This window comes from Paenibacillus dendritiformis, from assembly GCF_945605565.1.
Lineage (GTDB): Bacteria > Bacillota > Bacilli > Paenibacillales > Paenibacillaceae > Paenibacillus_B > Paenibacillus_B dendritiformis_A.
Window position 1 is genome coordinate 702,501 of sequence record NZ_OX216966.1, and the last position, 15,199, is coordinate 717,699.

Consider the following 15,199-nt stretch of genomic DNA (forward strand, 5'->3'; position numbering starts at 1 on the left):
TGATGGATGCTCGTCCAAGCAGTGAGGCTGGTCAGTAGGCAAATCCGCTGACCGTAAGGCTGGGCTGTGACGGGGAGGGAAAATTACAGTACCGAAGGTCTTGATTTCATGCTGCCAAGAAAAGCCTCTAGCCAGGTAAAGGTGCCCGTACCGCAAACCGACACAGGTAGGCGAGAAGAGAATTCTAAGGCGCGCGGAAGAACTCTCGTTAAGGAACTCGGCAAAATGACCCCGTAACTTTGGGAGAAGGGGTGCCCCGGTAGGGTTTATAGCCCGAGGGGGCCGCAGTGAATAGGCCCGAGCGACTGTTTAGCAAAAACACAGGTCTGTGCGAAGCCGTAAGGCGAAGTATACGGGCTGACGCCTGCCCGGTGCTGGAAGGTTAAGGGGAGTGGTTAGCCGTAAGGCGAAGCTATGAACCGAAGCCCCAGTAAACGGCGGCCGTAACTATAACGGTCCTAAGGTAGCGAAATTCCTTGTCAGGTAAATTCTGACCCGCACGAATGGCGTAACGACTTGGGCGCTGTCTCAACGAGAGATCCGGTGAAATTTTAATACCTGTGAAGATGCAGGTTACCCGCGACAAGACGGAAAGACCCCATGGAGCTTTACTGCAGCTTGATATTGGACTTTGGTACGGTCTGTACAGGATAGGTGGGAGCCTGGGAAGCCGGAGCGCCAGCTTCGGTGGAGGCGCCGTTGGGATACCACCCTGATCGTATCGGAGTTCTAACCTGGGACCGTGGAACCGGTTCGGGGACAGTGTCAGGCGGGCAGTTTGACTGGGGCGGTCGCCTCCTAAAGAGTAACGGAGGCGCCCCAAGGTTCCCTCAGAATGGTTGGAAATCATTCGAAGAGTGCAAAGGCAGAAGGGAGCTTGACTGCGAGACCTACAAGTCGAGCAGGGACGAAAGTCGGGCTTAGTGATCCGGTGGTACCGCATGGAAGGGCCATCGCTCAACGGATAAAAGCTACCCTGGGGATAACAGGCTTATCTCCCCCAAGAGTCCACATCGACGGGGAGGTTTGGCACCTCGATGTCGGCTCATCGCATCCTGGGGCTGAAGTAGGTCCCAAGGGTTGGGCTGTTCGCCCATTAAAGCGGTACGCGAGCTGGGTTCAGAACGTCGTGAGACAGTTCGGTCCCTATCTGTCGCGGGCGTAGGAAATTTGAGAGGAGCTGTCCTTAGTACGAGAGGACCGGGATGGACGTACCGCTGGTGTACCAGTTGTCTCGCCAGAGGCATAGCTGGGTAGCCAAGTACGGAAGGGATAAGCGCTGAAAGCATCTAAGCGTGAAGCCCCCCTCAAGATGAGATTTCCCACATTGGTAAGACCCCTTGAAGACGACGAGGTAGATAGGTTGGAGGTGGAAGTGCAGCAATGCATGGAGCTGACCAATACTAATCGGTCGAGGGCTTATCCTAACGAAGATGATTTGATGATTTGCTTTCGCATTCAGTTTTTAAGGTACAATACCTTATCTGTTTGGTGGCGATAGCGGAGGGGTTCCACGCGTACCCATCCCGAACACGACCGTTAAGCCCTCCAGCGCCGATGGTACTTGGACCGCAGGGTCCTGGGAGAGTAGGACGCTGCCAAGCAGACAAAGACCACTGACTTCTGTCGGTGGTTTTTTTCTATATCTGCGAAGGAATACAGGGAATGCGGCGAACCGGACGGACGGCGAACCAGACTGACATGACATCGCATCCTGAGGCATCTTCGCACCCTGAGGGATCATCACATCCTGAGGGATCATCGCATCCTGAGGCGTTATCGTATCCTAGAGGTATCGTTGCATTCTGATGCGTCATTGGAGAGGCGTTATCTTTTCCTGGAGCATCATCAGAGAGCATCATCGCATTCTGGAGGCGTCATTGCCTCCTGGGGCTGCGCGTGTGGAGGGAATTGCTGCGTTTTTACAGGAATTTCAGCCCTAAAAGCCAACATGCAGAGAAATTCCTGCAAATCTACATCATTTTACTCTCTTTTGCACCCAAGCCAAGCGAAACGGGGGAAATTGCTGCAGTTTTGCAGGATTCCTTTTTTGGTGAAGCCGTGCATGTCGAATTGCTGTACTTTTACAGGATTTTCTTTGGTGAAGCCGTGCATTTCTAATTGCTGTACTTTTACAGGATTTTCTTTGGTGATGTCGTGCATTTCTAATTGCTTCACTTTTGCAGGATTCCACTATGGGTAGTGTATAACGGGGGAATGAGCGTGTATCCAAATACTTCAGTTTTGCAGGATTCCAAAACGGGGTAGTGCATAACGGGGTAATGAGCGCGTATCCCAATACTGTAGTATTGCAGGAATTTTTTTGGACAAGCCAATCAAATCCGTGTCAAGATGGAAACGAGATTGAGGCCGGTGTAAATTCACATGCGGCTAAAGCCCGAAAAACGTCGCTGAATGCGACGGGACCGAGCGGCGTGTCTTATTGAAAAAATCAATCCAGCCACATCTAAATGCGTTCCTGCGCATAGAATCGGCTGGGAAGGGTCACCTTATGTGACAGGTTACCCGATCGAGCGCTTCATCGGTCAGGCTTGTCCTTTTGTCGAATGTATTTGTGGAGTGGACATTCATTTGTCTGTAAAATTACTGAAATTAATTGAAAACAATGTGCATATTCCTGCAACCTATCCTTGACAGGGGTAAGGCGCTTTGCTAAGATTGCAATTAATATATTGAGAGAGAGTATTTCAATCAGCGGACAAGCCCGTCATTACAAGGGTTTGTCCGCTGAGTGCAACTTTACATTAAGGGAGGAACTTACTGGTGTGGGAGTCTAAGTTTGCAAAAGAAGGGTTAACGTTTGACGATGTGCTATTGGTGCCTCGCAAATCGAATGTATTGCCACGGGAAACAGATGTATCTACGCAGTTGAGCAGCAAAGTAAAGTTGAACATTCCGATGATTAGTGCAGGGATGGATACCGTTACGGAAGCGCCGCTGGCGATCGCGATTGCGCGGGAAGGCGGAATTGGCATCATTCACAAAAACATGTCGATCGAACGCCAAGCCGAAGAGGTTGACCGCGTGAAGCGCTCCGAGAGTGGGGTTATCACGAATCCGTTCTCGCTGTCTCCCGAGCATACGGTAGAAGAAGCGGATCAACTGATGGCCAAATACCGGATCAGCGGCGTTCCGATTGTGGACGAGCAGCATAAGCTGGTCGGGATTTTGACGAACCGTGACCTGCGCTTCGTCCATGACTACAATATTAAAATCAAAGAAGTCATGACTCATGAGAATCTGGTGACCGCACCCGTCGGCACAACCCTTCAAGAAGCAGAAGTCATTCTTCAGCAGCACAAGATCGAGAAGCTGCCTCTGGTGGACGAGACGAACACGCTGAAAGGCCTCATTACGATAAAAGATATCGAGAAAGCAATCCAATACCCGCAAGCCGCCAAGGATGAGCAGGGACGCCTGCTCTGCGGCGCCGCAATCGGCATCTCCCAGGATAGCTTCGATCGGGCGGCAGCGCTCGTGCAAGCTGGCGTAGACGTCATCGTCGTCGACTCGGCGCATGGCCATCACATCAATATTATTGAAGCGGTGCGGAAGCTGCGAGAGCTGTATCCGGAGCTGACAATTGTCGCGGGCAACGTGGCAACGGGCGAAGCGACGCGCGACCTGATCGAAGCAGGCGCTTCGGTGGTCAAGGTCGGCATCGGGCCGGGCTCCATCTGTACGACCCGGGTTATCGCCGGTATCGGCGTTCCGCAGATTACGGCGGTGTATGACTGTGCCACGGTCGCACGCGAGTATGGCATCCCGGTCATCGCCGATGGCGGCATCAAGTACTCCGGCGACATTACGAAGGCGATCGCGGCAGGGGCATCGGCCGTCATGTTGGGAAGCCTCCTGGCCGGTACGGAAGAGAGCCCAGGCGAATCGGAGATTTACCAGGGCCGCCGCTTCAAGGTATACCGTGGCATGGGCTCCTTGGGCGCGATGAAGCGAGGCAGCAAGGACCGTTATTTCCAAGACAGCAGCAACGAGAAGAAGCTCGTGCCGGAAGGCATCGAAGGCCGCGTCGCATACAAAGGTCCGCTGGCTGATACGATTCATCAATTGATGGGCGGATTGAAGGCAGGCATGGGGTATTGCGGCACGCATAATCTGACAGAGCTGCAGAACGATACGCATTTTGTCAAAATATCAGGTGCCGGCCTTCGTGAAAGCCATCCGCATGACGTGCAAATTACGAAGGAAGCGCCAAATTATTCCTTGTAAAATATTAATATCCCGTTTTATCGACAAAAGAAGGCAGGGTGCGGCACCCTTGCCTTTTTTTTGTCTGTCCCGCTGTGATAGAATAACATATGGATTCACTGGGAGAGGAGATGACGATAGTGGTAAAACAACAAGACGCGACAAGAAAAGGTAAGTGGAAGCGCATCGTCGCTTTTGCAACAGCTTGCCAGATACTTACATTCACGCTGCTTCCTTCGGCTGGCATGGTTGCTGCCGAAGCTGCTGCACAGACGGCAGAGAAAGGGGAAGCCGCAGCGAATAAGGGCGGGTCGGCGTCTGCGGTGAAGGCGACCAAGGAGTCGCTCAAATTGGAAGTAACATCGGCTATTCTGATGGAAGCTAGCACAGGACAAGTGCTTGTAAATATTGATTCGAATACCCCTAAGCCTCCGGCCAGCATGACCAAGATGATGACGGAGTACATCGTCATGGATAAGGTGAAGAATGGGGAATTGTCATGGGACGAAGAGGTCACGACGTCCGAGCATGCTTCTCTGACGCGGGGCTCGCGCATCTTCCTCGCGCAAGGGGACAAGCATACGGTTCGGGATCTCTATATCGCGATGGCGATCGGATCGGCGAACGATGCGACGGTAGCGCTTGCGGAGCGCATTGCGGGAACCGAGAAGGAGTTCGTCAACCTGATGAACGAGACCGCGAAGAAGCTGGGCATGACGACGGCACACTTCATTAATTCGACCGGATTAGGCCGGGAGGATATGCCGGAGAAGTTCCGTCCGGAAGGCACGGATGAGACCGTCATGTCTGCCATGGACGTGGCGAAGCTCGTTCGTGCGATTGTCATCAAGCATCCGGAATTCCGGGACTTCACGACGATCCAGGAATACAAGTTCCGTGAGCGTGACGAGACGCCGATTCAAAATCTGAACTGGATGCTGGAAGCGAACAAAAATATTCCGAACTTCAAGCGGTATGCATATCCGGGCCTGGACGGGATGAAGACGGGGTTCACGAACGAAGCGGGCAATTGCTTCGCCGGCACGGCGGAACGGGACGGCATGCGTCTTATCTCGGTCGTCATGGGCACGGATATTAACGATAAAGGAAAGCGGTTCGTAGAAACCGCCAAGCTGCTCGACCACGGGTTTAACAACTATGATGTCCAGACCGTCGTGGCTCCGAAGCAGGCGGTGGACGGAGTCGCAGCGGCTCCGATTAAGAAGGGCGTCTCAACCGAGGTGCCTGTTGTGCCTGAGACCGGAGTAAATTTCGTTGTACCTAAGGGCGCCAGCACGGAAGGCAAAATTACGCATGAAGTGAAGCTCACTCCGGCCAACGAGTTGATTGCCCCAATTAAGAATGGGCAGAAGATCGGGACGATTACGTTTACGTACAAAGATAACGGCTTGGAACAGAAGAAGACCGTAAATCTGATTGCTTCCGAAGAGGTGGAAAAAGGCAGCTGGTGGCGCTTATTTTTCCGAGCTATCGGGGAATTTTTCGTTGATTTGTTCCAATCCATCAAAAATTTGTTCTAAAGAACGGTTTTGGCCGTTCCGGCCAGGCAATTCCGACAAAATCGGTTGTGTATTCCCTGTTCTATCATGTACAATAGGGGGATAGACCATTACGGTTCGCCCGATAGGCTGCAGCACGGGATGCTGAAGAATCCTCCGGGCATCATTACGATAGTAAATGGCGGGAGGCAGGCATAATGGAAACAGGTACAGCTCGTGTTAAACGTGGTATGGCAGAAATGCAAAAAGGCGGCGTTATTATGGACGTCATGAACGCCGAGCAAGCGAAGATTGCGGAAGCGGCCGGCGCTACGGCAGTCATGGCGCTGGAGCGCGTTCCATCGGACATCCGCGCCGCAGGCGGCGTCGCACGGATGGCGGATCCTACGATTGTAGAGGAAGTCATGAAGGTTGTCTCCATCCCTGTTATGGCGAAGGCCCGCATTGGCCATTACGTAGAAGCCAAAGTGTTGGAATCGCTTGGCGTTGACTATATTGACGAATCCGAGGTATTGACTCCAGCGGATGAAGTGTATCACATTGACAAGCAAGCGTTCACGGTGCCTTTCGTCTGCGGAGCGAAGGATCTGGGCGAAGCGCTGCGCCGCATCGGCGAAGGGGCGGCCATGATTCGCACGAAGGGTGAACCAGGAACGGGGAACATCGTAGAAGCCGTGCGTCATATGCGCTTTATTAACAGCCAGATTCGCAAAGTTCAAAATTTGTCGAAGGACGAGTTGTATGCGGAAGCGAAAAATCTGGGCGTGTCCTACGAGCTCCTGCTTGAGGTGCATGAGAACGGCAAGCTGCCGGTCGTGAACTTCGCTGCGGGCGGCGTCGCTACGCCGGCTGACGCGGCTCTGATGATGCATTTGGGCGCAGACGGCGTATTCGTAGGCTCCGGCATTTTCAAATCCGACAGCCCGGAGAAATTCGCGCGCGCTATCGTGGAAGCGACAACCCACTTCGAAGACTTCGCGCTGATCGCGGAAGTATCCAAGAACCTGGGCACGCCGATGAAGGGGATTGAGATCTCCAAGCTGGCGCCTTCCGAGCGCATGCAGGATCGCGGCTGGTAAGAAGGAAGGGAACAAGTATGAATATCGGGGTGTTGGCCCTGCAAGGGGCCGTCAGGGAGCATATGCGAAGCCTGGAAGCCATCGGAGTCACCGCGTTAGCCATCAAGCATCCCGAACAGCTGCATGAAGTGGACGGGTTGATTATTCCCGGCGGAGAGAGCACGACGATCGGGAAGCTGATGCGCAAATACGGCTTTCTGGAAGCAATCGGGGCTTTTGCCGCTCAAGGGAAGCCGCTCTTCGGCACATGCGCCGGACTCATCGTGCTCGCGAAGCGCATCATCGGCCAGGGCGGGGCTGAAGAGCCGCATCTGGCGCTGATGGACATCACGGTGCGCCGCAATGCGTTCGGACGGCAGCGCGAGAGCTTCGAGACCGACCTGGACGTTAGCGGGGTGGATGAGCCCGTACGGGCCGTATTTATCCGCGCTCCCCTTATTACGGAAGCCGGCCCCGGCGTGGACGTGCTGTGCAAAGTCAACGAGGAGATTGTCATCGCCAGACAAGGCCATTTGCTGGCCTGCTCTTTCCATCCGGAGCTGACGGATGATGTTAATCTTCATCGGTATTTTGCCGATATGGTTAAACAGAGCGGAATTGCAGCAGGATAAAGATAGAACGCAATGAAAAAAACACCTTGACTTGCGATTCCTTCAAGGGACAGGTTAAGGTGTTTTTAATGAATCAGTCATAGAGGCAGAATCGGTGCTCCTTGCTTCGAGGAAGGGGCAAGCGCCCTTTCTGCATGCGTAGGAGGAATCGGAATTGTTAGATACCAAAGTATTGCGAAATGAGTTTGCGCGGGTAGAGCAAGCGCTGGAGCAGCGAGGCAAAGCGAAAGAGATGATCGGGGAGTTCCCTGAGCTGGATGCCCGCCGCAGAGAGATGCTGCAGGAGACGGAGCAACTTAAGAACCGCCGCAATGTCGTCTCTCAAGAGGTGGCGAAGAAGAAAAAAGCGGGCGAATCCGCCGATGATCTCATTACCGAAATGCGCGAGGTCGGGGACCGCATCAAGGAATTGGATGAGGAAATCCGGAACATCGACGCCCAGATCGTCGAGATGACGCTGGCTATCCCGAACGTGCCGCATGAGAGCGTTCCTGTCGGCCTGAAGGAAGAGGAGAATGTGGAGATTCGCCGCTGGAGCGAGGCGACGTCCTTCTCCTTCGAGCCGAAGGCGCATTGGGATGTGGCTCAAGACTTGGGTATTCTTGATTTTGAAGCCGCCGCCAAGGTAACGGGTTCGCGCTTCGTCTTCTATAAGAAGGCCGGCGCGCGTCTGGAGCGGGCGCTCATCAGCTTCATGCTGGATGTACATACGATGCAGAATGGGTATGAAGAGATTTTGCCGCCGCTCATCGTCAATCGGGACAGCCTCATCGGAACGGGACAGCTTCCGAAGTTCGAAGAGGATCTGTTCAAGCTGGAAGGGACGGACTATTTCCTGATCCCGACGGCGGAAGTGCCCGTCACGAATCTGCATCGGGACGAGATTCTGAACGTGGAGGATCTGCCGCGGTACTATACTGCCTACAGCGCTTGCTTCCGCTCTGAAGCCGGAGCGGCAGGACGCGATACGCGCGGGCTTATCCGTCAGCATCAGTTCAATAAGGTCGAAATGGTGAAGCTCGTGAAGCCGGAAGACTCGTATGAAGAGCTGGAATCGCTCACCCGTCATGCCGAGAGCATTTTGCAGCAGCTTAAGCTGCCTTATCGCGTCATGGCGCTGTGCACGGGCGACCTGGGCTTCAGCTCGGCGAAGACGTACGATCTGGAAGTCTGGCTGCCGAGCAGCGGCACCTACCGTGAAATCTCCTCCTGCTCGAACTTCGAAGATTTCCAGGCACGGCGGGCGAACATCCGCTTCCGCCGCGATGCGAAGTCGAAGCCGGAGTTCGTTCATACGCTGAACGGTTCGGGGCTCGCGATCGGCCGTACGGTCGCCGCGATATTGGAAAATTATCAGCAGGCAGACGGCAGTGTCGTCATTCCGGATGCGCTGCGTCCGTATATGGGAGGATTGGAGCGTCTGACTCCATAACCAAATATATACAGTTGCGTGATAAATTCAAACATGCTAAAATATAGACTGTCCGACTTGAATCGGGCAGTCAACCAATGGAGAGGTACCGAAGCGGTCATAACGGGGCGGTCTTGAAAACCGTTAGGGTGCAAGCCCACGTGGGTTCGAATCCCACCCTCTCCGCCATTATAGCGACGATAACGAAGCCTTTGCCGGTACCGGCAAAGGTTTTTTTGCATATACCGCGGCAATCGACGAATTCGGGACAACTCCGCCATAGTATAAAATCGGGGTCCGCGCCACACACTGTAAAGGAATAGTGGAGGTGTGGTCATGAACGACAATGATATCGTACAAGTGGATCAGCATCAGCTTGTGGCTGCATGGCAGCAAACGTTGACGAACAAATTAGAGCCGGGCAATAAAGCGACCGTTCTCCCGGATGCCGCGAATCCGCACGCATTTCTCATTCACATCGACACCGATGGGCGTCAGAGTTATACATTCGATTTCCACTGCAGCTATGTCGACTCAAGGGAGGTTGATCTGAAGCTAATCGATGTCGAGCGCGACGGCGTGCATATTGACGAACGGACGCAACCGGTGCAGGAGATGGCGCAGGATTACATGAGACATATTCATGAATGCGCCCAGCATCTTCATGATCTGACCCATCATGGCGATACGACGGTGAACGGAGGGTAATGATGGAGACACGAAATAAGGATAAAAATTTGCGCAACGTGATTGAAGATCTCGAGAATGCCCCGGTTAATTCGCATCATGCGCAGCAGATCCAGCAGGATCGCAACGACCGGAGGCATCAGGATGCGTTGAATCATGACAAGCCTACCGATCTGGAGCATTTGTAAATTCTGTGGAAAGGAACGTGGTGTTCAATGAGCAAGCCGAAGTCTGTACCTGTTCCCGCCGCGGAGCAGCCGGTCCGTCATCATGAGGCGGAAGGCCGAAAAGGAATTCAAGAGCCGCTGTCGGGCTCGAAGAAGGTCAAGACCGCCAATCATGTAAGCCATAATAACCCGGAAGGCTGACCTAATCATCGCATCGCAAGCCTTCATACGTAAGTGATTTCACGGCTTTCTTCCCCCCTCGGGAGGAGGCCGTTTTTTTGATCCAAGAACAAAGAGATTGAAAAATTTTTACCAACCCCAACCTAACCATGCTCTATTCCGATATAATAATAGGTACGACATAATAGAGAGGTGAATGCGATGACAGACTCCCCGAAGGAACGATCCGGATTTGCAGAGCAATCGCAGCGCACTTGCGATGAGCAAGCCGGCGCAGAACATAATAACAACGCCATGTTGGCAGCGTCCATTCCGGGAATAGACCCTGCGGCAGCCGTTGCGGCGCTGCAGCCGTCTTACCAGCATACGAAGATGGGCTTTGCCAAGATGCTGCGCCAGATTATATTCATTGCGCTCGGCTCGATCATGATGGGCGTTGGGTTGGAATTATTCCTCGTACCCAACCAGATTACCGATGGAGGGGTGACCGGGATATCCATTATTTTGTCCCATGTCACATCCGTGCCCCTTGGTGTGTTTCTCTTTCTTCTCAATCTTCCGTTTCTGATCATCGGATACAAGCAGATCGGCAAAACGTTTGCGTTATCGACCTTGCTTGGCGTCGCTGTCATGTCGTTCAGCACCGCTTTGCTGCATCCTGTGCAGCCGTTCACGGAGAATACGTTTCTGGCAGCGGTATTCGGCGGCATCATTTTAGGGATTGGCGTAGGCTTGGTGATCCGCTTCGGCGGCTCGTTGGACGGTACGGAAATCGTGGCCATTTTGCTGAATAAAAAGACGCCTTTTTCTGTCGGCGAAATCGTCATGTTTTTCAACCTGTTCATTCTATCGAGCGCAGGCTTCGTATTCGGCTGGGATCGGGCGATGTATTCGCTGATTGCCTATTACATTGCGTTCAAAATGATTGATATTACCGTAGAAGGCTTGAACGATTCCAAAGCGGTATGGATTATTAGCGAGAATTATAAGGCCATCGGTGATGCGCTCCTGAGCCGGCTGGGCCGCGGGGTGACGTATATGAACGGGGAAGGCGGCTTCTCCGGCGACGAGAAGAAGATTATTTTCACGGTCATTACCCGGCTGGAGGAAGCGAAGCTGAAATCCATCGTCGAAGAGCAGGATCCGCAAGCGTTCCTGGCGATCGGCAATATCCATGACGTGAAGGGCGGACGCTTCAAAAAGAAAGATATTCACTAGGCAGCGAGGGAGTAGGACATTTTTCGCATGTCTATGCTGCAAGTCACGATATTTAAATCTTTGGAACTCTTTTCAAAATCATTCGTATAGGGTAATATGGATTGGGTTATCCAGATACGACAAAATGGGACAGGGAGCTGAACGTAACATGAAAAGATGGTACAAGGGCGCGCTGGCGATCTTCTTCGTCTTCGCTCTCATCATCACGGGGTGCGGGGCCAAAGCGGCTGCTCCAAGAGCGGCGGTTGAAGGCGCATTTGAAAAGGCGCTTGAATTGAAATCATACGGATTCGAAACATCTATTGTTATCGATGATTTGCAAATTAATGCAGCGAGCGCGACTGATCCGAACGCGCAGATGGTCATGAGCATGCTGAAGAACGCGGAGCTGAAAATCTCCGGCGCCGTACAGCAGGAGCCATTGCAGCTTGAAGCGAACCTGGAAGTGAAGCTCCAGGGCGATATGGCAATGACGTTCACGCTTCCAATGGTGATGACGGAAGATAAAATGTGGATTAAAGTGCCGAACATTCCGATGCTTCCAATGCCGACCGAAATCGTTGGCAAGTTCATCGAGTTCGACCTGAAGCAGCTGGCAGAAGAATCCGGCGAACCAATGCCTACGGCAGCAGACATGAAGACGATGCAAAATGCATCCAACGATCTGGTGAAGGCCGTGCTTGGCAAGTTCGACGAGAAGTCGTTCTTCGTTAATGTCGACAAAAAGGACGCAGCTCTGCCGGAAGGCGTAGATGTGAATCAAGTCGTGAAATTCAACGTAACCAATGACAACTTCGATCAATTCGTGACGACCTTGGTGAAGGACGCGCTTCCTGCCGCACTTGACGCGCTGAACAAGGATGAGTATCTCAAGCTGTTCGAGCTGGAGAATGCCGACATCGAAGAAGCGAAGAAGGAAATCGCTACGGATGAGAACGAATTGAAGAAGGGTATCGCAGAGATTAAAGAAACGATGAAAATCAATGAATTCAGCCTGTTGACAGCCATCAACAAAGATCAATTCCCGACGTATCAACGTGCTGTAGCGAACCTTGAGTTCACAGAAGATGGCGATAAAGTGAAAATCGCCGCGAAGATGACGAACCAATATACGAACATCAACAAGCCGGTTGAATTCAAAATCGGCAAGCCAGCGGATGCCATTACGATGGACCAATTAGAGGAAATGTTTGCTGGATATTAATAACATAGCGAGAAGAGAACCGGCTCTCATGTACGAGAGCCGGTTTTTTGTTATAGAGGTACGCCGTTTAATTTGATCGTCCTGGCTATCAACCAGCAGATGACGTTGACTTTCTTCATGACAAATGTATATAATGTCTATATACAATATATAAGGTGAGTGGAGGCCCAATGATTCATATTCGCATCGTATCAACTACGGACGAACCGATTTATGCGCAGATTGCGAGGCAGATTCGTACGGGGATATTCAATGGCGACCTGCCGCCGGGATTCCCGCTGCCGTCGATACGTCAACTGGCGAAGGATCTGCAGATTAGCGCCATTACGACGAAGCGCGCATACGAGGAGTTGGAACGGGAAGGATTCATCGATAGCATGGTTGGGCGGGGATCGTTCGTATCCGGCGAGAATCCGGAGCTGGTGCGGGAGCAGCGGCTTCATCAGATGGAGTTGAGGCTGGAGGAGGCCGTGAAGGAGGCCAAGGCGCTGAACGTATCCTGTGCCGACCTGATGGAACATATCCGCTTGCTGTATGAGGAGGAAGAGGAATGAAGGCAATTGAAGTCCAAGGGATAACGAAGCAGTATCCGACCCGACGCATGGACGATATCAGCTTCACGGTGGAGCAGGGGTATATAACCGGGCTTATCGGGCCCAATGGAGCCGGCAAGTCGACGCTGCTTCGCATGCTCCTTCATATCGTCAAGCCCCAGCAAGGCACTGTGAAGCTGCTTGGGATGGCGATGCCGGATCAGGAGCGGGACATCAAGCGACAGGTCGGCTTTATTTCAGATGAGAGCCATTTCTATCAACAGCTCCGCATGGAAGAGATGAAGCGCATCATGGCACCGTTCTATCCCAACTGGGATGAGGCGCTGTATAACCGGCTGATGGAGCGTTTCGGCCTGTCCGGGAAGCAAAAGATAGGCCAAGCCTCCAAAGGGATGAAGATGAAATTTTCTATCGTGATGGCTTTGTCCCATCATCCGCGGCTTCTGCTGATGGATGAGCCGACGGCGGGTCTTGATCCGGTATTTCGAAGGGAGCTGCTTGAGATGCTGCTGGAGTGGATGGAGCAGGGGGACCGGACGATTCTGTACTCGACCCATGTGACGACAGATCTCGATCGGGCGGCAGACTATGTGCTTTTTCTGCATGAGGGGCAGGTTCTGTTCCATCGGGAGAAGGACGAACTGTTCGATGCGTACGCGATCGTGAAGGGTGATTCGCAGCTATTGGACGCCGATGTCCGCCGGATGTTCATTGGCATTCGGGAGACTGGGGTCGGGTTCGAGGGCCTCGTGCGGGATCGGGCGGAGGCAATGGAAGCCTTCGGCAAAGAAGCGGCTTTTGAACGGCCTACGCTGGAGGACATTATGTTCTATTCGACGCGCACTCAGACAGGAGGGATATTCTCATGATGCTGCTTATTCGGAAGGAACTGATTCTTACCATCCGATCCTTGCCTTTTTTGCTGATTTTCATTGCTATTTTTTCCATTTCTACCTATTCGCTGGTTCACAATCTGTTGTTCGCCGGGATGCTGGGAACGGTCATGACTTTTATTAATAATCTGTCCGTTGACAAAAGGAATGAGGGATTCCGCTTTATTTACAGCTTGCCAGTCAATCGAACCGAGATGGTTAAAGCCAAATATGTTACCGGCTTGCTGTATGCAGCGGCGGGTCTTGTGATCGGAATTGTCCTAACCGCAGGAGTGAAGCTTCTGGGCGGTCTGTATGATCTTCAGCCGGCCAGTATCGCTTGGACACTCGCGTTGATTATCATCCTCTTGAGCGTCAACATTCCGGTCTATCTGCTGCTGGGCGACAAGGAGAGCATGGTAGCCATGGTTCTTATGATGCTTGTTCTGTTTGGTTCTTCCGGTATTTTGAGTCAGCTTGCGAAAGACTTGAGCATGGGAGATGGGATGTCATTGGGCGTGATTTCCGCGCTGAGCGTGGGGATAGCTTTCCTCTTGTATGGCATTTCCTATGCTGTTTCAGCGTTCTGGTTCGCGAAGAAGGATTTGTAGCCGAAGGAGGAGGCCTGGCCTGGCTCCTTGGCCGGCAAGTAACCGGGCTATAAGGCGCCAGGCCGCCCGTGATATTCGCAGTTTTGGCAGATTCCTCCGGGCCTCGCCAACAGAGGCGGAAGCTACGATTTCTTCTTCCGCAGACGGCGGAAGAAATCGGTCAGCATCGCAGCGCACTCCTCCTGCAGCACGCCTTCGATAATGTCCACCCGATGATTGAAGCGGGGCTCCTGCAGCAGGTTCATGAGCGTTCCGGCACAGCCGGCCTTCGGATCGGCCGTCCCGTAGACGACACGCGGCAAGCGGGATTGAACGAGCGCCCCCGCGCACATCGGACACGGCTCCAGCGTGACGTATAAGGTACAATCCAGCAGTCGCCACGCTCCGAGAGCGCTGCTTGCTTCCCGGATGGCGATCATCTCCGCATGAGCGGTTGAATCGAGCGTCGTCTCGCGCAGATTGTGGCCGCGGCCGATAATCTGCCCGTCCCGAACGACGACGGCACCGATTGGCACCTCGCCGATAGCCTCTGCCTTCTTCGCTTCCTCCATGGCTGCACGCATCCATTGTTCATGTACCATCATGTCTTCCATTGTTGATTCCCCCGTTATTCCTCGAACAGACATTCGGATTGTTAACACACTGTGTATAAGTCTGTGGATAAACAAATTTGCGCACATAATTATCCACATATTATCCATAGATGTTCACATTTTGTGTATAACTATGCTTGCATTGATTTTGTACCCGTCAACCGACGCTTTCAATTATACTCTTTATTCTTCGTTATCTCCAAAAAACATGGACAAAATGCTATATAGTAAGATATGATTCGAATGTAAAGATCCAGTGGAATAC

Annotated in this window: 15 protein-coding genes, 1 tRNA gene and 2 rRNA genes (1 of these 18 running past the window's edge); 16 read left to right on the forward strand and 2 right to left on the reverse strand. The window is 52.7% G+C overall.

Features of this window, described 5'->3' with window-relative positions; translation table 11 throughout:
• Nucleotides 1-1,427 (forward strand): 23S ribosomal RNA (locus NNL35_RS03025); it begins 1,501 nt to the left of the window's first position.
• Nucleotides 1,428-1,487: 60 nt separating this feature from the next.
• Nucleotides 1,488-1,604, forward strand: a 5S ribosomal RNA gene (gene rrf, locus NNL35_RS03030).
• Between the two features lie 379 nt (nt 1,605-1,983).
• On the opposite strand, the gene NNL35_RS03035 is transcribed toward rrf, so the two are convergent.
• Nucleotides 1,984-2,178, reverse strand: coding sequence for a hypothetical protein (locus NNL35_RS03035; RefSeq protein ID WP_254552920.1), 195 nt, complete (start codon nt 2,176-2,178; stop codon nt 1,984-1,986).
• A 606-nt stretch (nt 2,179-2,784) separates the two neighbouring features.
• Here NNL35_RS03035 and guaB point away from each other — a divergent pair.
• From guaB to NNL35_RS03105, 14 genes are all read left to right on the forward strand, one after another.
• Nucleotides 2,785-4,248, forward strand: coding sequence for an IMP dehydrogenase (gene guaB / locus NNL35_RS03040; protein ID WP_006677255.1), 1,464 nt, complete (start codon nt 2,785-2,787; stop codon nt 4,246-4,248).
• 110 nt (nt 4,249-4,358) lie between these two features.
• Entirely contained in the window at nt 4,359-5,768 is a 1,410-nt protein-coding gene (locus NNL35_RS03045) for a D-alanyl-D-alanine carboxypeptidase family protein (RefSeq protein ID WP_040731492.1), read from the forward strand.
• 173 nt (nt 5,769-5,941) lie between these two features.
• Nucleotides 5,942-6,826: a pyridoxal 5'-phosphate synthase lyase subunit PdxS gene (gene pdxS, locus NNL35_RS03050; RefSeq protein WP_202947081.1), complete on the forward strand. Its 885-nt coding sequence runs from the start codon at nt 5,942-5,944 to the stop codon at nt 6,824-6,826.
• Nucleotides 6,827-6,843: 17 nt separating this feature from the next.
• Entirely contained in the window at nt 6,844-7,437 is a 594-nt protein-coding gene (gene pdxT, locus NNL35_RS03055) for a pyridoxal 5'-phosphate synthase glutaminase subunit PdxT (protein WP_006677252.1), read from the forward strand.
• A 154-nt stretch (nt 7,438-7,591) separates the two neighbouring features.
• On the forward strand, nt 7,592-8,869 hold the full coding sequence (gene serS, locus NNL35_RS03060) for a serine--tRNA ligase (protein WP_006677251.1): 1,278 nt from the start codon (nt 7,592-7,594) through the stop codon (nt 8,867-8,869).
• Between the two features lie 79 nt (nt 8,870-8,948).
• Nucleotides 8,949-9,037: transfer RNA gene (locus NNL35_RS03065), tRNA-Ser, on the forward strand.
• A 147-nt stretch (nt 9,038-9,184) separates the two neighbouring features.
• The gene (locus NNL35_RS03070) at nt 9,185-9,556 is read left to right on the forward strand and encodes a hypothetical protein (RefSeq protein WP_006677250.1); all 372 of its coding nucleotides are present in this window, start codon (nt 9,185-9,187) and stop codon (nt 9,554-9,556) included.
• Between the two features lie 2 nt (nt 9,557-9,558).
• Nucleotides 9,559-9,723 carry a hypothetical protein gene (locus NNL35_RS03075; RefSeq protein WP_167539905.1) on the forward strand — a complete coding sequence of 55 codons (165 nt, stop codon included), beginning with the start codon at nt 9,559-9,561 and terminating at the stop codon, nt 9,721-9,723.
• A gap of 27 nt (nt 9,724-9,750) precedes the next feature.
• Nucleotides 9,751-9,903: a small acid-soluble spore protein P gene (locus tag NNL35_RS03080; RefSeq protein WP_006677248.1), complete on the forward strand. Its 153-nt coding sequence runs from the start codon at nt 9,751-9,753 to the stop codon at nt 9,901-9,903.
• A gap of 180 nt (nt 9,904-10,083) precedes the next feature.
• The gene (locus NNL35_RS03085) at nt 10,084-11,100 is read left to right on the forward strand and encodes a YitT family protein (protein WP_006677247.1); all 1,017 of its coding nucleotides are present in this window, start codon (nt 10,084-10,086) and stop codon (nt 11,098-11,100) included.
• Nucleotides 11,101-11,248: 148 nt separating this feature from the next.
• Entirely contained in the window at nt 11,249-12,304 is a 1,056-nt protein-coding gene (locus NNL35_RS03090) for a DUF6612 family protein (RefSeq protein ID WP_006677246.1), read from the forward strand.
• Nucleotides 12,305-12,474: 170 nt separating this feature from the next.
• A complete protein-coding gene (locus NNL35_RS03095; protein ID WP_006677245.1) occupies nt 12,475-12,858 on the forward strand; it encodes a GntR family transcriptional regulator in 384 nt (127 codons plus the stop codon).
• Nucleotides 12,855-13,727 (forward strand): ABC transporter ATP-binding protein, encoded by an 873-nt coding sequence (locus NNL35_RS03100; RefSeq protein ID WP_006677244.1) that lies wholly within the window; start codon nt 12,855-12,857, stop codon nt 13,725-13,727. Before NNL35_RS03095 ends, NNL35_RS03100 begins: the two co-directional genes overlap by 4 nt.
• The gene (locus tag NNL35_RS03105) at nt 13,727-14,341 is read left to right on the forward strand and encodes an ABC-2 transporter permease (RefSeq protein WP_276540148.1); all 615 of its coding nucleotides are present in this window, start codon (nt 13,727-13,729) and stop codon (nt 14,339-14,341) included. Before NNL35_RS03100 ends, NNL35_RS03105 begins: the two co-directional genes overlap by 1 nt.
• 122 nt (nt 14,342-14,463) lie before the next feature.
• On the opposite strand, the gene tadA is transcribed toward NNL35_RS03105, so the two are convergent.
• On the reverse strand, nt 14,464-14,934 hold the full coding sequence (gene tadA / locus NNL35_RS03110; protein WP_006677242.1) for a tRNA adenosine(34) deaminase TadA: 471 nt from the start codon (nt 14,932-14,934) through the stop codon (nt 14,464-14,466).
• Nucleotides 14,935-15,199: the final 265 nt, after the last annotated feature.